At 66.9% G+C, this 21,811-nt stretch carries 13 protein-coding genes and 1 pseudogene; 6 read left to right on the top strand and 8 right to left on the bottom strand.

The window, feature by feature from the left end:
* Nucleotides 1–48 precede the first annotated feature (48 nt).
* Entirely contained in the window at nt 49–7,512 is a 7,464-nt protein-coding gene (locus tag KGQ19_RS08545) for a bifunctional DNA primase/polymerase (RefSeq protein WP_212008549.1), read from the top strand.
* On the opposite strand, the gene KGQ19_RS08550 is transcribed toward KGQ19_RS08545, so the two are convergent.
* The 7 genes from KGQ19_RS08550 to KGQ19_RS08580 all read right to left on the bottom strand — a co-directional run bounded on the left by KGQ19_RS08550 (nt 7,461) and on the right by KGQ19_RS08580 (nt 14,339).
* On the bottom strand, nt 7,461–8,096 hold the full coding sequence (locus KGQ19_RS08550; protein ID WP_194893289.1) for a helix-turn-helix transcriptional regulator: 636 nt from the start codon (nt 8,094–8,096) through the stop codon (nt 7,461–7,463). The two genes, KGQ19_RS08545 and KGQ19_RS08550, sit on opposite strands and share 52 nt — an antisense overlap.
* A complete protein-coding gene (locus KGQ19_RS08555; protein WP_194893288.1) occupies nt 8,093–8,575 on the bottom strand; it encodes an ATP-binding protein in 483 nt (160 codons plus the stop codon). Before KGQ19_RS08555 ends, KGQ19_RS08550 begins: the two co-directional genes overlap by 4 nt.
* A gap of 3 nt (nt 8,576–8,578) precedes the next feature.
* Entirely contained in the window at nt 8,579–8,884 is a 306-nt protein-coding gene (locus KGQ19_RS08560; protein WP_212008550.1) for a hypothetical protein, read from the bottom strand.
* A 1,306-nt stretch (nt 8,885–10,190) separates the two neighbouring features.
* Nucleotides 10,191–11,273, bottom strand: a complete 1,083-nt coding sequence (locus KGQ19_RS08565; RefSeq protein ID WP_438801862.1) for an integrase core domain-containing protein — start codon at nt 11,271–11,273, stop codon at nt 10,191–10,193.
* An 872-nt stretch (nt 11,274–12,145) separates the two neighbouring features.
* Nucleotides 12,146–12,721, bottom strand: a complete 576-nt coding sequence (locus KGQ19_RS08570) for a TetR/AcrR family transcriptional regulator (protein WP_212008552.1) — start codon at nt 12,719–12,721, stop codon at nt 12,146–12,148.
* A 9-nt stretch (nt 12,722–12,730) separates the two neighbouring features.
* Nucleotides 12,731–14,143, bottom strand: a complete 1,413-nt coding sequence (locus KGQ19_RS08575; RefSeq protein WP_194893284.1) for an amidase — start codon at nt 14,141–14,143, stop codon at nt 12,731–12,733.
* A complete protein-coding gene (locus KGQ19_RS08580; RefSeq protein ID WP_194893283.1) occupies nt 14,130–14,339 on the bottom strand; it encodes a hypothetical protein in 210 nt (69 codons plus the stop codon). The genes KGQ19_RS08575 and KGQ19_RS08580 overlap by 14 nt, the downstream gene beginning before the upstream one ends.
* A gap of 129 nt (nt 14,340–14,468) precedes the next feature.
* On the opposite strand from KGQ19_RS08580, the gene KGQ19_RS08585 reads away from it, so the two are divergent.
* The 3 genes and pseudogenes from KGQ19_RS08585 (at nt 14,469) to KGQ19_RS53385 (ending at nt 18,572) form a co-directional block, all read left to right on the top strand.
* Entirely contained in the window at nt 14,469–15,740 is a 1,272-nt protein-coding gene (locus KGQ19_RS08585) for an MFS transporter (RefSeq protein WP_194893282.1), read from the top strand.
* A gap of 23 nt (nt 15,741–15,763) precedes the next feature.
* Nucleotides 15,764–16,708, top strand: a complete 945-nt coding sequence (locus KGQ19_RS08590; protein WP_194893281.1) for an MBL fold metallo-hydrolase — start codon at nt 15,764–15,766, stop codon at nt 16,706–16,708.
* 556 nt (nt 16,709–17,264) lie between these two features.
* A pseudogene (locus tag KGQ19_RS53385) lies at nt 17,265–18,572 on the top strand (IS701 family transposase).
* Between the two features lie 252 nt (nt 18,573–18,824).
* Here KGQ19_RS53385 and KGQ19_RS08605 read toward each other — a convergent pair.
* Entirely contained in the window at nt 18,825–19,475 is a 651-nt protein-coding gene (locus KGQ19_RS08605) for a TetR/AcrR family transcriptional regulator (RefSeq protein ID WP_194893280.1), read from the bottom strand.
* 73 nt (nt 19,476–19,548) lie between these two features.
* Here KGQ19_RS08605 and KGQ19_RS08610 point away from each other — a divergent pair, with 73 nt between their 5' ends.
* Nucleotides 19,549–21,012 (top strand): MDR family MFS transporter, encoded by a 1,464-nt coding sequence (locus KGQ19_RS08610; protein ID WP_194893279.1) that lies wholly within the window; start codon nt 19,549–19,551, stop codon nt 21,010–21,012.
* Nucleotides 21,013–21,075: 63 nt separating this feature from the next.
* Nucleotides 21,076–21,780: an SIP domain-containing protein gene (locus KGQ19_RS08615; protein ID WP_194893278.1), complete on the top strand. Its 705-nt coding sequence runs from the start codon at nt 21,076–21,078 to the stop codon at nt 21,778–21,780.
* The last annotated feature ends 31 nt before the right edge of the window (nt 21,781–21,811 follow it).

The raw sequence follows: 21,811 nt of genomic DNA on the forward strand, positions 1-21,811 counted from the left end.
CGCAAAGCCCCGGCTCGCCGCCGGGCCGCACCACACGGAGGCCGCACGATGGCCGAAGTCACCATCGCCCAGAGCACGGATGTCGGTCCGATCCGCCGCGCTCGTGCCAGCCTGGTCGCGCTGGAAGCCCTGGACCAGCTACACCAGGCTCCGCATCAAGCACCAGCATCGGAAGACCTGGCGAAGCTACGCGGCTGGTCCGGATGGGGACCGCTGGCACCAGCCTTGGAACGCTCTCGAACTGGAAGCTGGAAGGAGATCGGCGAGCGCATAGCGTTCCTGCTTCCCGAGGATCATTACAATCACGGGATTCAGGCGGCCTACAACGCCTTCTACACACCGCCGCAGATCACTGCGGCATGCTGGCAGATCCTCACCGACCTGGGATTCTCCGGCGGGAGGATCCTCGAACCAGGTTGTGGTGCCGGCGCGTTCATCGCGAGCACCCCCGATGCGATACCCGCGGCCTGGACCGGTGTCGAACGTGACCCCACCACGGCCGCCATTGCTCGGATCCTTCACCCGGACGCCACGATCCACGCGGCGAGGCTGGAGGAAACGTCGGTTCCGTCGTACGGCATGGACGCGGTGCTGGGCAACGTACCGTTCGGGGACACCAAGGTCTACGACCCGACGGCGCCGCGCGAACTGACTGCCAACCTGCACAACTACTTCATCTACCGCTCGGTGAAGGCGTTGCGGCCCGGGGGCGTCGCTGTGCTGGTCACGTCGCGGTACACCATGGACGCGGCGGGAAGCACCGGCCAGATGGCCCGGGCTCTGATAGCCCGCGAGGCCGAGCTGCTCGGTGCGATACGTCTGCCCAACGACGCTCTCACCTCTGGTGGTACGGAACCCCTCGTCGACGTCCTGGTGCTGCGCCGCCGTCGGGCTGGCGAACCGGCTCGTCCCGGCCAGGACCAATGGATCACGACCGGACCATCGGTCGGGGGTCAGCAGGTCAACGGATACTTTCTGACGAACCCGAGCATGGTGCTCGGCGACCTGGCCGAAGACAAGGCACCGCGCTGGGGCCGCACTCTGCGGGTTGACGCCCGTCCGGACGATCCTCCGATCGAGCTCGCGATCGCGGCCGCCGGGGGTGAGATCGTGCGCCGGGCCGCCGAGACGGGCCGACGGTGGTGCGTAGATGCCGGTGCCGCGCCGATCACCGCGGAGACCGCGCCCTTCGAACTGCGCGCCGACGGCAAAAAGGAGGGCTCGTTCCACCTGGTCGACGGTCTCGTGTACGAAGTGGTCGATGGTGCGCTTGCCGCGGTCGAACGACCCGGCAAGGAACTGCCGAAGCTGGTGGCCCTCCGCGACGCGGCGCTCACCCTGTTGAACGCAGAGCCCGACCACAGCCGGCCTGACGAGGAGCTTGCCCCTCTTCGGGCCGAAGCGGCGCGTCGCTATGACGCTTACGTCAGGGCTCACGGGTATCTCAATCGGTACACGGTCGTGGAAGGGAAGCCCGACGAAGACGGTTCAGTGACCGCCTCGCGTCGGCGGCCGTCGATGGGCGGATTTCGCCGTGACCCGGACTTCGTCACGGTCCTGGCTTTGGAGGACTTCGACGACGACAGCCGCACAGCGACCAAGGCCGCTCTGCTCACCCGCCGCGTCAACCGGCCGCGTGAGCGCGCGACGCACGCTGAGAGCCCCGCTGAAGCCATCGCACTTTGCCGCGATGAGCTCGGTAGGTTCGACTTCGACCGCGTGGTCGCGCTGCTGGGAGTCGACGCGCAGGAAGCGGCGCGGCGCCTCACCGGGCTCGCGTTCATCGACCCGGACACGAATAGCTGGGTGCCGGCCGATGAGTACTTGAGCGGGAACGTGCGGGCCAAGCTGGTGCGAGCACGAGCGGCGTCCGTCATTGGCAGCGACCGCTTCGGCGGGAACATCCCGGCGCTCGAAGCCGTCATCCCCGTAGATCTCGAACCGGAGCAGATTGAAGCCAACCTCGGTGCACCGTGGATCCCGGCCACGGACGTACGAGACTTCGCTCAGGAACTGCTCGGATTCCCGGTGAAGGTCTGGCATGAACCACGCACCAACACGTGGAGTGTGACCGCCACTCGGCGCGCGGAAGAGTCCGCGGCAGCCACGGCCGATTGGGGCACCCCCCGGCTCAACGCGTATCGGCTGCTCGAATACGGTCTCAACGGCAAGGCGCCTGTGGTCTATGACGTCGTCGACGACAAACGCGTACGCAACCAGGACGAGACGATCGTTGCGAACGACCGCCTGGATGCCATGGCCGGACGTTTCGCCGATTGGTGGCGGGAGGAACCTGATCGCGCCGACCGCCTCACTTACGCCTACAACCAGGTCTTCAACGCCGTCGTTCCCAGGAAGTACGACGGCGGGCACTTGACCTTCCCCGGTTTGGATGCTGAGTTCGAGCCGTATCCTCACCAGCGCGACATGGTCGGCCGCATGATCTCCGGAGACGACGCGCTGTGCCCGTATCCGGTGGGTACCGGCAAGACGGCGACCATGTTCATGGCCGCGATCAAGCTCAAGACTCTCGGGCTGGCGTCCAAGCCGCTGATCATTGTGGTGCCCTCCACGCTTGAGCAGATCGCTCGCGATGGTAAGCGGCTGTTCCCCAACGCCCGGATTCTCATGGCGGGCAAAGAGGATCTTGCGACGGCCCGCGGACGCAAGTTGTTCGCGGCACGCTGCGCGATGGAGGACTGGGACGCGGTGGTCATGTCCCATCCGTCCTTCACCTCTCTGCCAGTCCATCCGACGGTCAAGGCGGAGTACCTGACGGCGTTGGCCGCCGACTACAGAACGGCGCTTATCGAGGCGAACGCGGACTATGCCGACCCGCGCAAGATCAAGCAGATCGCCAAGATGGTCGACAACCTGGACGCCCAAGCCAAGACGCTGTTGAACCACGCCACTGACGACGGGATCTTCTTCGAGCACCTGGGAACCGACTACCTGCTCGTCGATGAGATGCACTACTTCAAGAACCTCGGCGTGCCGGTGCACACCGACGGCTTCGCGATCAACGGTTCCAAGCGCGCTCAAGACCTGGACATGAAGCTGACCTGGCAGCGCAGTCGGCATCCAGGCCAGCCGGTGGTCACCGGATTTACCGGTACCCCGGTCTCCAACACACTCCTCGAGCTGTTCATCCTTCAGCACTATCTCCAGCCTCAGCGTCTGGAAGAGCTTGGGCTGACCTCGGCGGACGCCTGGGCGAAGCTGTTCGTGCGCTTCGCAACCGGTGTCGAGATCACTCCGGATGGCGGCTTCCGGCTCAACCGCCGCCCGGTCGAGATCATCAACATCCCCGAGCTGATGCATACAGTGGCCGAGTTCGCCGAGCTGCGGGCGCCGGAGGCCTTCCCCGTCGTGCGGCCCGATGCCGAGCGGCACGTCGTGGTCATTGACGCTTCCGATGCTGTGCGCGACTACGTGCATGATCTGGCGGACCGGGCGGACGACATCCGGGCCGGGGGAGTGCCGGCCAACGAAGACAACATGCTCAAGATCTGCTCAGACGGTCGCAAGGTGGCGCTTCACGAATCACTTGTCGGACTCGAACCCGAGGGTCCTGGCAAGGTCGGTGCGGTCGCGGCGAACGTCGCGCGCATTTACCACGGGACCAAGGACCTCGAACTCGTCGGCGACGGCTCGGGCACGCTCGGGCGGCTCCAAATGGTCTTCTGTGACCTCGGCACACCGAACAAGGACAAGGGAAACCAGGTCTACGGCATCATCCGACAGCAGCTGATCGCCGCCGGCGTCCCGGTGCGGGGTATCCGCTTCATTCACGAAGCCGCCACGGACGCTCAGCGCCTGGTGCTGTTCGACCAGTGCAACAAGGGAGAGGTCAACGTCCTGCTCGGTTCCACCGACAAGCTCGGAGTCGGTGTCAACGTCCAGCGCCGCGCTGTCGCGCTACACCACGTCGACGCGCCCTGGCGGCCTGATCAAGTGGAGCAGCGCGAAGGGCGCGTGTGGAGACCGAAGAACCTGAACTCGAACGTGGATATCTATCGCTACGTCACCAAGGATTCCTTCGACGCTTTCATGTGGCAGACCCTGGAGCGCAAGGAGAAGGCCCTACGCCCGATCCTGGCCGGCCAGGTCACCGCACGCAGCATCGAGGACATCGGCGATGTGGCGTTGGACTACGGCCAGATCAAGGCGGTCGCCACGGGCAATCCGATGCTGGCTGAGCTGAACGAGCTGAATGTCAAGGTCAAGAGCTTGGCGAGCCTGGCGGCCAGCCATCAGCGCAATCAGCGCCGCCTGCGCGCCGACATCCACACCCTCAACATGCAGGCGGCCGCAGCAGCGACCAACTGTCAGGCACTGGAGAGCGTCGCCCAGTTCGCCACAGCCTTCGGTGGCGAACTGCCGTGGCGTGATGTCCTCGGCAACTCCATCCCTCACGAAGCTGTGCCCGCGCTCCTCGGAGACCTAGTCGAGTCCACCATTGCTAAGGGCTACTGCGACCACGAAGTGTTGTGGCGCGGCATGACTATCGACTTCACCTGCACCAGGAGGGGACGCGAAGAGCTGATCTCTGCGCGCATCATCACCGGCGATAACCGGCACCGGGTAGACGTCCCTGTGAATAGGGCCTGGACGGCCAAGGGCCAGCACTGGCGTATCAGGGATGCCATCGCGGCCTCGGTTGACAGTGCCGAGCAGGTCGCGGCCGAGACGCGGGCGAACATCGAAGTGCTCCGACAGCGGATCGCCGAGAACGAAGCCGCCATCGGCCAGCCGTTTGCCGACCAAGCCGCTCTGGACGAGGCGCGTGGGCAGCGCGCCGTGCTCGATGCGGCGATCCGCGAGCAGGCCCGGAGAGATGAGGAAGCACGCCGCAGCCGCGTTGCGCGCACCGCGGAGAAGGCTGCTGTTGCCGGCGTGGATGGCGAGAGAAACGCGCTGCTTCTTCGAATGCTTACATCCATGTCCGCCGTTGTCTCGCGCGGGGAGGCTGAGCCCGAGCCGACGAGGCCGCAGACTGCCCAAGTCACGCATGAGTCTGTCCGCGAGCCTACGGCTAGGAGCACCCCAGATCTGGTCGAATCGCGGCCCGCAGCAGGGGAGCTGTCGCCGGCCCAACCAGAGGGCGCTGCTTCGACGACGCAGCCCGAGCCCGAACCCAAGCAGGCGACCGAGGCCCGTGCTACTTCTCCTGAGCCGGACTCGCGAGCGTCGCTTCCCGCGCTCCGCCGCATTACTCAGGAATCCACAACCCAGGAGCCATCGGAGATGTTCGAGCGGGCGATCGCATTGGCCAATCAAGGATTTCACGTCTTCCCGCTCAAGCCAGGCACCAAGAGACCGATGTTCAAGGCATGGGGAAGCCTGGCGAGCACCGATCCCGCGCAGATCGCTCGCTGGTGGAGAGCTACGCCGAGCGCGAATATCGCCATCGCCTGCGGGCCGTCGAATCTGCTTGTCATCGATTTGGACAAGGCCAAGAAGCCTGGCGGACCGCAACACGGCCAACAAACGCTGACCGCACTGGCGGCTGGCCACGAGCTGCCCCGCACGCTCAGCGTCGCCAGCGCTCGTGGTGGCCGGCATCTCTATTTCCGTCAACCTGAAGGTACCGAGCTGCGGAATACCGCGGGCAGCGAAACCGCCGGCCTCGGCCCGCTGATCGACACCCGCGGCCACGGCGGCTTCATCGTCGCGCCAGGCTCTGTCTTCGAAGGCGGGAGCTACCGCGTCGAGGACGACGCGCCTGTTGCGCCGCTGCCCGGGTGGATCGTCGATGAACTTGGCAGGCGGAAAGCCCCTGCGGAGCCAGCCCTTGCGCCCGCGCGTCCGCGTACCCCTACGACCGATCGACGGCGTAGCGCATACGGCAACGCGGCCCTGAACCGGTCGGTCGACACCGTGGCCACAGCACCGGAGGGGACGCGCAACGACACCCTGAACCGGGAAGCGTTTCGCATGGGCCGCCTCGTCGGCGGTGGCGTTCTGCAGCGAAACGACGTCGAGAGCGAGTTGGTGACCGCGGCGCGCCACGCTGGTCTGTCGCCCGGCGAGGTGGCGAACACCGTCAGGTCCGGCCTGACTGCCGGCGCCAGCCACCCGCGCTCCATTCCCGACCGAGACCCCCTTCCCAGGACCCGCCGACAGCACAAGGACAACGTCATGACTACAACAGAGCATGAGCCGGAACCCGCAGCCGAGGCCGTTGCCGCGCTTTCGACCGCCACTGAGGCTGTCGCACCTCAAACACCGGAGCGGAGCGTCGAGAACTCGGAGGCTACTGCGGTCGATGCCGGCGCGGGTGAGGCAGCGCTGGTCATGGCAACGGCTTCTTCCGCCCCGCTCCCCGAGACGTCACCGGAGACCGCTGCCGAAAGAGAGCCCGCCCCTGAACCGGCGCCGACCGCCGAAACTCACGCTTCCGGAAACATCTGGAATGATCTCCGCGCCAGCTTCGACAATGTCCATCAGGTCCTTGCCAATTGGGCCGACCGTGATGACGTGACAGACGATCTGAAGCCAGCGCTGGACGAGGCGTCGAGGCGCATAGCTGAGATCGTAGACACACGTGGTCAGGCCGACAGTCCTCTACCAGTTGCTGATTCGCGAGGTACCGAGGCCGTCGACCAAGGCGCGTACGACCAAGCGGCAGGCTTCGTGGAACCGGTAGACACCGCGTATTCGGAAGCCCGAAATGCTGGACTCCCCGCCGAGAGCCCTGAGTGGGTGGGGATCAGTGCTATTCGCGACGCGGTCCACAACCTGTGGGACACCGTCAAGGCCGTCGCCGGCAGATACTGGGCCGAGCTGTCTGCGGACGTCCGCGTCGCAGGACCTCTGAAGTCGCTCGCCACCCGGGCCGCTCGAGGAATTGCGAACCTGGCCACCCGCGCGGTCAACCATCTCGAACAGCGTGGTGCGGAGCAGCGGCCCGGCGTCGAGTCGCTGGCGAGCCTTCGTGAGGCGTATATCAACGCACGCGGCGAGGTACGTGCGCACGCGGCAGCGTACGAGTGGCAGCGGATCTCGGCCCTCTGGGGCACGGTCGGCACCCTCGCTCGGCAGACCGGCGACGTAGGAATCCGCGCGGTGGTCGCCCGCAGTGCCGATGCCATCTCCGACCACGCGGACGCGCTCAGCCGCCGGGTCGCTCAGGATGTCCATGCTGGCGCTGCTGCCCGCGCGCTCACCGTCCTCGCCCGCGCAGCCGAGCACCATGCCTCCGTCCTTCGTGCCCCCAACACCGGTCAGGCCCCAGACACCGGGCACAGTCGCGCTTTGGGCTCGGCGGGCTCTGCTGGCGCTACAGCCCCCGCCGGCCCCGGGCAACAGGGCGCGGATTCACGAGCGCTTCAAGCAAGGGCAAATGAGGTTGCCCGGCTCGCGCAAGCCAGACTGGGCCAGGCGCCCAGGCCGGATGCCGTTCCGAGCAAGCCACAAGGTGCCAACCTCCCTCGCCGTCATCAGGAGAACCCGATGAGCTACCGGCCGCCGGCTTCTTCGCAGGAGTCAGCGAGAGGACCGCGTTGGTGAACGTGGTGATCACCCTTCTGAGCGGCTGCCAGAGTATTGATCAGATCTCGTAGCTGTCGATCGAACTGGTCACTGGTGCCAGCCCACCTTGAGAAACTATCGAGTCGCTCCAGGGCGACGGTGTAGCCCAACTTCTGTGCCCAGACAATAAGTGCAATCGGCCGCGGAGGTACGCGAACCAGCTCCCACCGCTGGATTGAGTCCCTGCTGACGCCGACGCATCGACCGAGTGCTTGCTGCGAAAGTCCCAAGGCCAAACGGCGGTTACGCAACGGAACGGCCAGACGCCGTCGCTCGAAGACCTCCCAGGGCTCGCCGGCTCGCACGCGCAAACGTCCGGACAATACCTCGCCATCCCGGCCGAGGACTACCAAGCGCCGGCCAAGCGCACGGGCGAGCAACATCAGATGTGCCAGGGTGGGCTCGACGGCCCCGGTCTCCCACTCGGAGACCGCTCTACCTCTCACCGGCAGCCCGACCGCCAGTTCATTTTGGGAAAGCCCGGCATCCAGTCGGGCGGATCGGAGGTCCCCGGTCATTCCCGCGAGCGTCCGCTCCGCCCTAAGGTCTACACGCAGCGTCATCGGCGTTCCCGGCCCCAGTGACACTGCTCAGGTACTGTCGGATGCCGCTCGGGTCGTAGTGTTCCCGGTATCAAGATCTCTGCCCATACCGACCGTGAAGTCTGATCGCCGATCACTCCCCACACCGACGACACCGCCGCGATCATTGCCAGACCACGTCCGGCTTCGGCCTCATCGCCGAGGTAGTCGAGGTCTTCGGCGCTGTCGATCGACGGGAGTTCGCAGATGTGCGGCACGGTCGGCCCGCCTTCGTCGATCACACGGATCTGCCACCGGTCCGGGAAGCCCGCGACCTGAAGCGTGAATTTGCCGCCCGGTTCACCGCTCTCGCTGTGCTGGATAGCGTTGCCGGCCAACTCCGACGCGACCATCTCCATCACATCGGCGCCTTCACGGTCGCCAGCCACGAGGCGCGTGAACTCTCGGACTGCCGTCAGGTACTCGGGTAGCCCCTCGAAACTCTTGGACCAGTACGACACGGCTCACCTCGCCTCGCCCGCATTGCCGTCAGGCCCCAGGTCGACCATGGCATCTGCGATGTGCTGGTTGACAACCTCAGCAGCCTTCTTCGGCTCGATACCCCGCTCGTACATCGCCAGGCACAACAGCGACGCTCGCAAGCCGTCGAAGTGTCCTGACCACACGGTGAGCTCCACGGAGCTCTCCGGGCCGAGCGCCGTCGGGTCGAAGCCCATGACGGCGGCCAAGTAGAGCAACGTGCCGTAGCTGTCCGTGTGGCCCTCTTCGTTGACGCGTTTGAGGATCCTGTCCTTGGCGCTCTCAGCCATGTGCACCCATCCTTGATCGTGAACCGCGAGACTCGATGTGTTGGTGACGCCATAACGCTGGGGTGTGGCCGGGGGCGTCTGAAGCCCGCCTAGCCGGCGGAGTGGAGACTGTTCGGCGTAGCCCGCGCTCCGAGATACGGTGGCGGCCCGGCTTCCCAGGCTGGCTATTGCCCCGTCTGCACCAAATGCAGACCGCTAGCAGAGGCGCGGCGCAAAGCGCCCTTGATGGCTTTTGGGAAGCGTGACGTCCGTGAACGGCTGACCGTGTGGGGTAGTAGCTGTAGCACCAGACCGTTAGCGCCAGAACCGCAGTCTGCATCCGCTCCTCCGTCGTTCATCGAACGTGGGGATCGCGGTCGGTGATGTGCCGCATCCCGCTCTCGACGGTAAGAGATGCCTGGTCAGACCGATCCAACATAGTGTTGGGATGCGTCGTCGCGCGCGGCAACGTAGTGGTGGAAGTTCGAGGAGCGCGCTCGGGCCTCTTCGAAGTCGCTGCCTGACTGCCCTACACGATCCACAGCCCGGAGGGCGTCTGCGATCTTCCTTCTGCTCGCGGTCGGGCACGTACTCGCTATCGTCCCGTTTTCGGCGGGGTAGCCACAGCTCTATCTCGAGGCGTTGTCCATGGATGACTCGTCCGCTGGTGCTGATTGTGATGCGGTGGACGGTGAGGTAGCCGGGTGTTGTTTGTAGCGGTATCGCAATCCTTCTGGCGACGAGCGTCGGTTCCGGTGAGGAGATTTGTAACTGTGAGCAGGTGAGATCCGCAGACTAATAGGGCAATAAAGCCATCGCCTGTGTGGATCTCTACGGCATCGCGCCCTTCGGTATCCCTGGGTACTACTTGCTAGCAGGCGAAGAGGTCACGTGTCGGGACTGGCTCCCATGCAGTGCAGTGTGCGAACATCTCCTGACCTGGTCGATCTACACGGTCGGCACGAACGCTCATTCTCGGCGTCCCAATACGCCGATACGACCGGTCCTGAACCCGAGCCGCCTTTCCCGACTGCCTCATCAGAGTCACGATCTATTGATTACTGGTTTCGCCAGCCAGCCTTGTTCTCGTCCGCCTAGACCAGCCGCCGGTGGAACAGTGCCGCTAAGCCGTTCAATAGCTTCGATGAGGACATCGTGGATATGTTGCGCGGCTGCCGGACTGTGGTCTGTGCGCGCGGCCAGGTCGTTCCAGATCTTGGCGATGGGGCCCCACCAACTGTCGTGCAGGCGCAGTTGGTCCTGTTGGGCTCGGAAATACGAATGTGGGGTTGATCTGCGGTTCTCTGGTGGGGAGCGTGGGGTGCGGTCAGGAGGCGATCTGGTACTCGTGGGTGAGTCCGCCGAGGATGGCCTTTCGGCGGATCCGGTAGTCCGCGAGGTTGACCGGAACCGGCGGCCCGGTTTCGGCTTGCGCCGGGGTCAACTGGCCGAGCGCTCGGTGCGGCCTGGCCTCGTTCCGGTGTGCCAGGTAGGTAGTCAGGGTCTGGCGCAGGTGCTCTTGGTTGACGATCAACATCCGGTCGAACAGTTCGCGACGTAGCTCCCCGATGACCCTCTCGCAGATCGCGTTCGCCTTCGGGGCCCGCGGCGGGCTCTTCAGGATCCGGAACCCCTCGTCAGTGAACACGGCGTCGAACCCGTCGGTGAACTTCGTATCGCGGTCCCGGATCAGGAACTTGAACTCCTTGCCGCGCTCCGCGAGGTCCATCAGGACGTTGCGGGCAGCCTGGACCGTCCACTCCCCGGTCGGGTTGGTGGTCACCCCGGCCAGGCGGGCCCGGCGGGTCCCGTGCTCGATGAGGACCAAGGCATAGAGGCGCTTCAGCCCGATCGTGTCCACATGCACGAAGTCGATCGCCAGGATGCCGTGGGCTTGGGCGGTGAGGAACTGCTTCCATGTCGGGCCCGAACGCCGCGGTGCCGGATCGATCCCGGCGGTGTGCAGGATCTCCCACACCGTCGAGGAGGCTATCCGGTGGCCGAGCTTGACCAGCTCGCCTTGGATCCGGCGATGGCCCCACGCCGGATTGTCCTTCGCGATCGCAAGAACGAGCTTCTTCACCGCCGCTGCGGTCGGCGGCCTACCTGATTTCCGCCGGGCGCTGTAGTCCCACTTGCGCGCGACCAGCCGGCGATGCCAGGCCAACAGCGTCGCCGGGCTGACCGGGAACACCTCAGCCCACCGCCGGCGCGAGATCAACGAGGAGAGCGCCGCGAACCAAAACCGGTCGGCCGGCTCGTAACGGACCCTGACGATCTGACGGCGCAGGACCGCATTCTCATGCCGCAACACCAGCAGCTCAGCGTCCTTTGACACCTCACGGCGGAGCAAGACCGCCACGGAACTCAAGACACGGCGCGTTGCACAGTACACGAGAGACAGGAACATCGAGCCAGGATCCCAGCTCGACCATCGAAGGCCACATGTGCCCAGGCCACAGGCGCAATCGTATTTCCGAGCCCTACAGGGTAGAGGATGTCGCGGTCGCGGATCAGGAACTTGATCTGGTCGGCGGCCCCGTCGATCTCCATCAGGACGTTACGGATCTGCTGGACGACCCACACGTTAGTGAGATTCGCGGTGGCGCGCCGAGGACCCGAATGCGGCGGGTGGCGTGCTCGATCACCGCCAGGATATAGGCCTTGGTGCCGTCGAGCAGTTCGACGGTGAAGAAGCCGCAGGCGATGATCGCTTCGGCTTGGGACCGCAGGAAGTCGGCCCAGATCGGTCCGGCACGGCGGGTAGCGGGGTCGATACCGTGATCCGGCAGATCCGCCGGGCTGGGAATCGGTCGCGCAGTTCGTGTACGACGGTGAAACGTTCCCTGGCGGGCGTGTGATGGATCAAGGTCTCGGCCGCCTCGTGCAGGGCATCGGCTTTCTCGCGCAGCGTTTGCAGTTTGTGCTTGTGGCGGCGTAGCTGTCCGCGGGCATCGGTGAGAGCAGCTTCAAGTTCACGGCGGCTGATTCGGTGCGGTATGAACAAGAACGCTGGCACCGGCAGGTGGTCCGCCCTCGCGCTGTTGCGGTTTCGTGCCATAGCGGACGCAACAGCGGGACCCGCTCCGCCACATGTCAAAGCCCACCGACGGCTACGTGGTGACAGAAACCGTGCTGACTTCAACCCTACGCAGACCCCGATCAGGTCCACGAACTGCATGCTGTACCCGACCCGACCCGACCCGACCCGACCCGGTACCGGTTTCGCCTTGCGGACCTTCCTCCAGCCTGGCGGGCGTTCTCAAACTGCACGGTGTCTACCTAGTCGGCCGCGCCTGTTCCGGCGTTGTCGAAGATCCCTGTCACGAGTTGGCGGGCATACTCGGCATCGAGACCGTCGGGGCGGAAGAGGATGCGGTACATCAAGGGGGCGACGACGCGGTCCATGACTGTCTCGACGGCCGGTGTCTCCTCGCCGCGTTCGGCGGCGCGGCTGAGGATGACGTCGATCTGTTCGGCGGCGTAGGCCGAGCAGCGGCCGGCGTTGCCGCCGTCCGGGTCGCCGAGCAGGGCGTCGCGGATGTAGGCGCGGCCGGAGGGGGAGGACATCTCGTCGAGGAACTGCTCGGCCCAGGCCGTCAGGTCGGAGCGGAGTGTGCCGTGGTCGCCGGGTGTGGTGTCGGGGCGTAGCCGCTCGACCGCCACGTCCGACAGCAGTTCCTGCAGGTCTCCCCACCGTCGGTAGACCGTTGACGGGGTCACGCCGGCGCGCTGGGCGATCATCGGCACCGTCAGGGCGTCCCGGCCCACCTCGGCGGAGAGCTCGCGCACGGCGGCGTGCACCCCGGCTTGGACGCGGGCGCTGCGTCCGCCGGGGCGTACCATCTGTCTGCTCATAGATCTACTTTAAAGCGAAATCATTGCTTCTAGTGTCTGCTCGTAGGCGTGGCCGATCCGCAGGAGCACTCGCTCACCGAGCGGCCGCCCGAGCAGTTGCATGCCGATGGGCAGTCCCGCCGTGTCCTGGCCGACCGGTATGGACAGGGACGGTATTCCGGTGATGTTGGCGGGGGACGAGAGGCGTACGTAGGCGTCGGAGACGCCCTCGACGGTGCCGTCGGCCCAGGTGATCGTCTCCTGGCCGGCCTTGACGGCGGTCGCCGGGATGGTGGGGGCGGCGATCACGTCGACCTGCCGCAGCAGGCGGGTCCATTCCTGCCGCATGAGGGTTCGCGAACGCTGAGCGCGCAGGTAGTCCCCGGCAGGCATCAGTTCGCCGGCCTCGAGGAGGGTGCGGACATCGGCCTGGTAGAGCTCGGGGACGGTGCGCAGGGTGCCCTCGTGGTACGCGGTGGCCTCGGGCACCATCAGAGCCCACTGGGTGGCCTGGATGTAGCGCGTCATGGGGATCTCCACCTCGACGAGGCGTGCGCCCAGGGCTTGCAGCCGGTTGATGGCCTGCCGGACGCTGTCTTCGACCTCGGGGTCGGTGTGGTCGAAGTAGTAGTTGCGCGGCACGCCGACCCGAAGCCCCGTCAGGTCCGGGTCGGCGGTCGGCCGGTAGTCCGCGGCGGGTGTGGTCGGGGAGGCCGCGTCCAGGGAGGCGAAGTCCAGGGAGGCGGCGTCCTGGGGGTCGTGTCCGGTCAGGGCGGTCAGGACCAGGGCCGCGTCTTCGACGGTGCGGGTGATCGGGCCGACGTGGTCCAGGGACCAGGACAGAGAAGTGACGCCGTGACGAGGGATGAGGCCGTAGGTCGGCTTGAGGCCCACCACCCCGTTGAGCGCGGAGGGCACCCTGATGGACCCGCCGGTGTCGGTACCCAGAGCGAACGTGGCCATGCCGGCCGCTACGGCTACGGCGGATCCGCCGCTGGATCCGCCCGCGATCCGGTCGGTGTCCCAGGCGTTGTGGGTCTGCGGGGTGGTCAGGCCGTAGGCGAACTCGTGCGTGTGCGTCTTGCCGAGCAGGACCGCACCGGCCTGCGCCAGACGCGTGGCGACCGTGCTGTCGGTTCGCGCCAGGTGGCCGGCGCGGACCTGGGAGCTGGCCGTTGTCGGCGTGCCCGCGACGTCTATCAGATCTTTGAGACCCATGGGGATGCCGTGCAGCGGACCGCGGTGGCGGCCGGCCACGATCTCGCGTTCTGCTTCACGCGCGGCCCTGCGGGCCCGCTCGGCGCTGATGGTGACGTAGGCCTGAAGGCGCGGCTGCATCTGCGCGATGCGCTGAAGGACGGAGTCTGCCAGCTCGACAGGGGACAGTCGTCGTTCCCGGATCGCGTCGGCGGCCGCGGCCAGGGACAGTTCATACGGCTGCATCAGGGATCTCCTGTCCTGCGCGGTAGGCGATGGCGGGTGGGGTGTCGCCGAAGTCCAACTCGCGCAGGATCTCGACGACGGAGCTGATGTGGTTGGCGACGGCCGCGACCTCGGTGTGGCGGTCGGCGGGCAGGTGGAGCCCGGCGCGGGCGGCCCAGCGGGCCACCTCCGGCGGGGTGGGTTGTGCGGCGGACACGGACTTCCTTCTTTCCTCATGCTGAAGTGGCGCGGCACCCTTCAGGTAAAAGCTAAGAGTTTGCTTTAGCTCACGGTAGGGCCTACAGTGACTTAAAGCAAACCCATAGCGTTTAGCTGAGAGGGCCCCATGGCCACCGCCACCCGCCGAGCACCTGCCCCCCGTCCCTACCAGGCCGTCCGCACCGTCCGCACCCGCACGGCCGACCGACCGGCCGCCTTCGCCCTGACCGCCTCGATCCTGGCCGCTCTCCTCGCCGCATCCAGCGCGCCCACCCCGCTCTACCCGCGCTACCAGGACATATGGCACCTGACCTCGCTCACCGTCACCGTCGTCTTCAGCGCCTACTCCCTGGCCTTGCTGCTGGCCCTGCTCACTACCGGAGCGCTCTCCGACCATCTGGGACGACGTCCTGTACTGGTGGGTGCCCTGCTGGTGCAGGCCTGTGCCATGATGCTGCTGGCCTCGGCGGACGGCGCCGGTGCGCTGATCGCGGCCCGCGTCCTGCAGGGAGCGGCTACCGGCGTGGCCACCAGCGCCGCGGGCGCGGCCCTGCTGGACCTGGCCGATCCCCGGCGTCCGGGCCGATCCGCGCTGACCAACAGCATCGCCCCGGTGACGGGTATGGCCGCCGGTGTCCTGGCCGCCACCCTCCTCGTGGGCTTCGCGCCCGCACCGACGGTCACCGTGTACGTCGTGCTGGCGGTCGTGTTCGCAGCTCAGGCGGTAGCGGTCATGCGCACCGCGGAGACGGCCCGCCCGCATGCCGGCGCCCTGCGTTCGTTACGCCCCCGACTCGCGGTGCCGCCCGCGGCGCGCCGCGCCCTGCTGGTGGTCGGTACCGGTGTCGTGGCCGTCTGGGCGTTGGGCGGCTTCTACTCCTCCCTCGGGCCGGCGCTGGTGCACCTCGTGTCGCCCGGCGCCCCGCAAGCCGCCGGGGGCCTGGTCTTCTTCACACTCAGCGCCACCGCCGCGCTGACCGTGTGGATGCTGCGACACTCGGTGCCGCGCACTGCCGCCATCGGCGGAACCCTGGCCGTCGTCCCCGCCACGGCCTTGACGCTGAGCGGTCTGCACGGAGTCGGGCTGCCTGCCGTCTATGGCGGTGCGGCCCTGGCCGGGATCGCTTTCGGTGCCGTCTCGCAAGGGGCGCTGCGCATGACACTCGCTGCACTCGACGAGTGGGACCGTGCCGCGACGCTCGCCGCGTACTACGTCCTCAGTTACCTTTCCATGAGCCTGCCCGCCATCGCCGCGGGCGCCGCCACCCAGCACTACGGACTGCGCACCGCCGCCTACGCCTACGCCGTCGGCGCCGCCGTGCTGGCCGTCGCGGCCTTGGCAGCGCTTATCGTGCCGAGGAGCAGGCTCGTCCGCCACGTACTCAACGACCTGCTGTAACGAGACCGAAGGAAAGACCGATCATGAGTACTGCGCCCGTCACCGACCCGACCGCTGCCGACCTGACTGCCTCCAATCCGACCGCCGCCGCGTCCTGGACCGTGGGTGATGTCACCGTCCACCGCGTCGACGAGGTCCTGCTGTCGCCCGCGACCGGACCGTGGTTGCTGCCCGACGCCACCCCGGACCTCGTCGCCGCGCAGGACTGGCTGCATCCCCACTTCGCCGACGACGAGGGCCTCCTGCGCCTGCACAGCCACAGCTTCGCCTTCGCGCTCGGCGGGCTGCGCGTCTTGGTGGACACCGGTATCGGCAACGGCAAGGAGCGTGCCAACCCCGCGTGGCACAACCTGGACACCGACTACCTCCGGGGCCTGGCCGACGCCGGATTCGACCCGGACTCGGTCGACCTGGTGATCCTCACTCACCTGCACGCCGACCACGTCGGTTGGAACACGCGGAACGTGAATGGGACGTGGGTGCCCACCTTCCCCCGCGCCCGCTACCTGACCTCCCGCGACGAGCGGGAGTTCTGGGCTGGATATGAGATGGAGCCGGCGCGTGAGCAGATGTTCCGGGACTCCGTGATCCCGGTGGAGGAGGCGGGCCTGCTCGATCTCGTCAACGTACCCGCCGAGGGCGCCGACGTCGCCCCGGGGCTGCGGCTTCTCCCCACTCCCGGTCACACCCCCGGCCACGTCGCCGTCGAGCTGACCAGCCACGGCCGGACGGCGCTGATCACCGGCGACTGCGTCCACCACCCCGTCCAGCTCGCAGACCCTGGCATCGGTGCCTGCGTCGACATCGACCCGCGACAGTCCGAGGCCTCGCGCCGTACCCTGCTTGCCGGACTCGTCGGAACGGACACCCTGGTCCTGGGCACGCACTTCGCGCCGCCCACAGCCGGGCATGTCGTGCACCACGAGGGCGGCTACCGTTTCTCGCCGGTCTCCGGAGCATCACGCTGAAGGAGTAGGGCGGGCAAGGGTTGAATGCGGGACATGAGCACAAAAGACTACGGATACACTCGCCGGCTGGTGGACGACCTCTTCGTGGATCTCAGTCCCGAGGAAGTCAAGACAGTCGAGATTCTTGATGCGGCCGAGAGCCAGCGAGTTGAGACTGCTGCTCTCAGTACGGTTCCCATGACGAGGTGGAGTGCGATCGACACGGCCGAGGCGGACGTCGCCGGGAAGTGGAATCCCGGCACGGATCGTGCGATGGCACAGCGGATCCGCGAGGTTTTGGGCCTGTTCGGCGAACCGTCGGAAGTCGTCGTCATCGTAGAGGGAAACGCCTTGATTCCGTCGATCAGGCTTCCTTCGAGCGCGGTCGCCGATCATGGAGAGGAAGTCGTGGCGGCGTGCCATGGCCTGTGGATCATCCTGCCTGGTGGCTGTGTGGTCGAGAAGTACCATGAAGGCCGCATCGTTATTCGGTGGTTTGTTGGCTCTGGCCTGGTTTCGCAGTATCCGTACCTAGAGAGGGTAGTGGTGCGGGGCTGGGTTTGTGCAGGTGGTAGGCGTGACGGCGAGACGGCCGTGTCCGGTGGTGCCGGGTCCGCTGGAGGACTACGCGGCGATGTTCGATCCGCTGTTCGCCTCGCTGGCCCAGCGCAGGGGTTTCCGGGAGTACCTCACCGGGCTGCTGGCGCCGCGCGATCGGAACAAGACCCTGACGGCTCTGGCCGGGGCCGAACCGGTCGTCGGGGCGCAGCATCCGGCGGTGCAGCGGCTGCAGTTCTTCTTGTCCGAGTCCCGCTGGGACCACGAGGCGATCAACACCCGGCGGCTGGAGCTGCTGCTCGCGGATCCAGCCACCGCCCCGCACGAGTGTGGGGTGCTGGTCATCGACGATTCCGGGGACCGCAAAGACGGCACCGCGACCGCCCACATCGGCCGGCAATGGCTGGGCCGGCTGGGCAAGACCGACAACGCCGATCGTCACCGTCACCACAGTCTGGGCCGATGAGCGCGTCTACTACCCGGTACACGCCGTGCCCTACACCCCGGCCAAGTACTTCCTACGCGGTAAGGCCGACTTCGACTTCCGGACCAAGCTGCAGATCGGCGCCGAACTGGCGGCCCGCGCTGTCAAGGCCGGCTTCGTCTTCCGGGCCGTGGCTGCGGATGCCGCCTACGGTGACCAGGACGGGTTCCGCGGCGAGCTGCGCACCGCCGGGCTGCCTTTTGTCATGGCCCTGAAACCCCGGCACGGCACCTGGGCCTACGGCGCGGACGCCTACACCCCGGCCGACGCCGCCCGCATCCTGACCTTCACCAGCGAAGAAGAGCCCGGGGACTGGACGCCGGTCACCTGCACCTTCCACGACGGACACACCGAGACCTGGTGGGCCGCCGACGCGCGGCTGGGATTCTGGGGCCCGGACGGCACGACCCGCCTGGTGGTGGCCACCGCCGATCCGGCCACGCTGCCGGGATCGAGCAGAGCTACAAGCAGGTCAAAGACGAGCTGGGCTGGGCCGACCGCTCCGACACGGCGATCCGCCGCCACCAGACCCTAGTGAACTGCGCGTTCTCGTTCTGCTGGGACACCTGGTTCGACCAACCGGCATCGCCGGACCCGCCGACGACGGCCGATGCCGCCGCCGGAGAGAGGGGGTCCCGAACCCGGGCGCCAGCCCTCCCCGCCGTCCTGGCCGAAGGCGATCCGCGCCGTCCGGGCCTGGCTGGCCCCATGGATCGCGCTACAACGCTGGTGGCAGGCATGGTCGCCCGAGCCCCCGCCACCAGACCTCCAAGCCCTGATCAACGCAGTCGGCACAGGACGAGGACTCAACCTCTACCTCCCGCCTTAACAAACCACCGCTAGGGCTTGTAGCCGTCAGACAAAGCGATGGCGGTTCTCGCTGGCGTCGTCCCGGTCCCCGATGCCGGTCGCGATCGGCCAGCCGCGCTTGAAGGGGCGGCGTAGCCGAGGTAGGGGCTCTTGTTCTCCAGGTAGGTGCGGACCTTTTCGACCGTCTCGGTCTCGCTGGCGCCGAGTCCGGCGTCGGCGACGTGCTCGCGTAAGTGAGGGGCGATGGAGCCGCTCCAAGAAGTCCTCAAGACTCGGTTCACGGCATTAGCGGGCGCCGTATGCGCGGACGAAGGCGCGCGCGCCGTCAATCATGGTCGCTCGGAGTCGTTCCTGGTCTACAGCGAGCGGGTTCGGCTGCTCGTTGAAGGCCAAGAGAACTGTGAGAGCGAAAAAGTGATCCGTCGCGCGCCGCGCATCTTCGGCATCGAGGAGTCCGAGCTCGGTGAAGTGCGCGATACGTTCGGCGATGGCATTCTCGATCGCCGTGGTCTCCACGTCGTCATCCGCGTCCGGGTCTTGCCAACGTCGCTGCGCGACCAACGCCCAGACCGCGGAGTACTCGATGGAACCGACGAGCCCGATGCCGAAGTCGATGGCGGTCTCCGTCAGCGCCTCCTCCAGTCGAGCCGAGCTGGTGATGCCGGCACCGTCGCCGAGATGCGCGCCGATGACCTGCCGAGCGAATGCGTCCAGAGACTCGGCGGCGTCAGCGAGGATCGCGCGGAACAGCCGCTGTTTGTCACCGAAGTGGCTGTAGACGGTGGCCTTAGAGACCTGGGCCCTGGCAGCCACGGCGTCCATGCTGACGCGATCCACGCCTTGACTGACGAACAGGTCGCGTGCCGCTGCCAGGACGGCCCGGCGCTTCGCCGCCGATCCCGCACTCAGCAGGTGCACCGGCTTGGGCTCATTCATCCCTCCACGATACACGAATCAGACTGAACGGTTCAGTGTTGCACTACTGAACTGAACGGTTTAGTTTGAATCTATGACGACGACAATACCGGCCCCTACGGGCGCGCTCGTGCCGCAGCGGCGGCTGAACCTCATCAGCGTGGTTCTAGTCCTCGGGGTTTTCACGACTCTGCTGGACGCCACGATCGTGAACATCGCGATCGACCACCTGCACACCGTCTTCAACGCCTCGGTTGCCCGGACCCAGTGGGTCGCCACCGCCTACCTGCTGCTCTATGTGGCGGTGATCCCCGTCAGTGGATGGGCCTCCGAGCGATTCGGCGCCCGCAACGTCTGGGCCTTCGCGGTCGCGGCCTTCCTCGTCGGCTCGGCCCTGTGCGCCTCGGCGAGCTCGCTGCCGATGCTGATTGCCTTCCGCGCGCTCCAGGGCACCGGCGGGGGCATGCTGATCCCGCTCTCCTTCTCGATGCTCACCCGCGCCGCCGGCCCCGAGCGGATCGGGAAAGCCATGATCGCGATCGCGCTCCCAGCGCAGCTGGCCCCGGTACTGGGTTCGGTGCTCGGCGGGCTCATCCTCCAGTACTGGTCCTGGCAGTGGATGTTCCTCGTCAACGTCCCGGTCTGCATCGCAGCCCTCACCCTCGTCCGGTTCCTTCCCGCAGTCCCCGGCCGTCCCGGCGACCGGCTGGATGTACTCGGCCTCATTTTGCTGACCCCCGGCGTCATCGCATTGGCATACGGCGTCTCCGAGGCCGCCGGCGCCAACGGCTTCGCCGCCGTATCCGCCTGGCTGCCGCTACTGATCGGCACCGTGCTCATCGCGGCCTTCGTCCGGCATTCGCTGGCCTCGCGGCGCAAGCCCCTCATCGACGTGCGCCTGTTCGCTCGGCGCAGCTTCGGCCTCAGCAGCATCATCACATTCATGGCCGGGTTCTCCACCTATGCCCTGACCCTGCTGCTGCCGCTGTTCTACCAGCAGCTTCGCGGCGAGAGCGTGTTGACCACGGGCCTGCTGCTGATCCCCCAGGGCGCCGGTACGACACTCTTCTTCCTCCTCGCACGCCCCCTGGTGGCCAAGCTCGATGGACGCCTCGTCGTCGCCGGCGGAATCGCCCTGACAATGATCGGCATCCTGCCCTTCACCTTCGCCGACCTCCACGGCGGCGAGCTTCTGCTGCTGGCCGGCCAACTTCTGCAGGGCATCGGTTTCGGTGCGGCCACGTACCCGGTCATGACCCTCGCCTTCGGCAGCCTCAGCCACGAGGAGACCCCCAGCGGCAGCGCGGCCTTCAGCGTCGTCCAGCGCGTCGGAGCGCCCTTCGGCGTCGCCGTCATCGCCGTCATCCTGCAGAACCACCTGAAAACCGCCCACACCCCGAGCCAAGTGCTTTCCGGGTTCGCCGACGCCTTCTGGTGGACCTTCGGCCTGGGCACCATCCCGCTCGCCCTCGCCTTCCTCATCCCCAGGAAGCACAACCAGGTGCGCAAAGAAGACACCGTGCTCGACGCGAACGAGCTCGGCCCCGCCGCCGAATGACGACCCCACTCACCAGCCCCATCAATCCGCGGAAGCCTTGAGCCGCCGCAAGGAGAGACGTTCATGCCCAAAGCACCGGCCCTCGTCGGCAAGCTCGCCGAAACTCTCATGGGCCGTCGAGCGCGCGTACTTCGCACCGAGCGGATCGCACCCGACTTCCTTGAACTCGAGTTCCGCGCCGACCCGCCGGCCGGCGGCTGGCAGCCCGGCCACGAGGTGCAGGTTCGCGCGACCCCGACACAAGGGCGCCGCTACAACGTCCGTACCGTCGACGCACCCGACCGCATCACCGTCCTCGCCGTTCTCCACGGCGACGGACCGGGTGCGCGATGGCTGCAGAGCCTTCACCCAGGAACGGAGACCACACTTCTGGCCAGCCGCTACGTGTCCATGAGACTGACCGGCACCCACCGGCTGCTCATCGGCGACGGCTCCGCACTCGGCACCCTCGACGCATACGCCACCGCCGGCCGGCACCCGTCGACCGTGGTGATCGAGGCCCCGTCAGCGTCGGTCGACCGGCTCCGCGGTAGGTGGCCCCACTACCGCTTCGTCCCCGCGTTCGCAGACGATCCCGGGGCGATGACCCGCGCCTGGCTCGATGAGACGCTCCGCCGCGAAGACCTCGCCGATGTCGATGGCGCACTTCTCCTCGGCCATGCCCAGTCCATCCAAGGCCAAAGGCAAGCACTCGTCGGCGCGGCGATCCTCGACCGAAACGCGATCACCACCAGGCCGTATTGGGCAACAGGAAAAACCGGACTCTAGGCGCGGCCGCAGCGTCGCACCCACCTCGGTG

This window comes from Catenulispora pinistramenti, from assembly GCF_018274385.1.
Lineage (GTDB): Bacteria > Actinomycetota > Actinomycetes > Streptomycetales > Catenulisporaceae > Catenulispora > Catenulispora pinistramenti.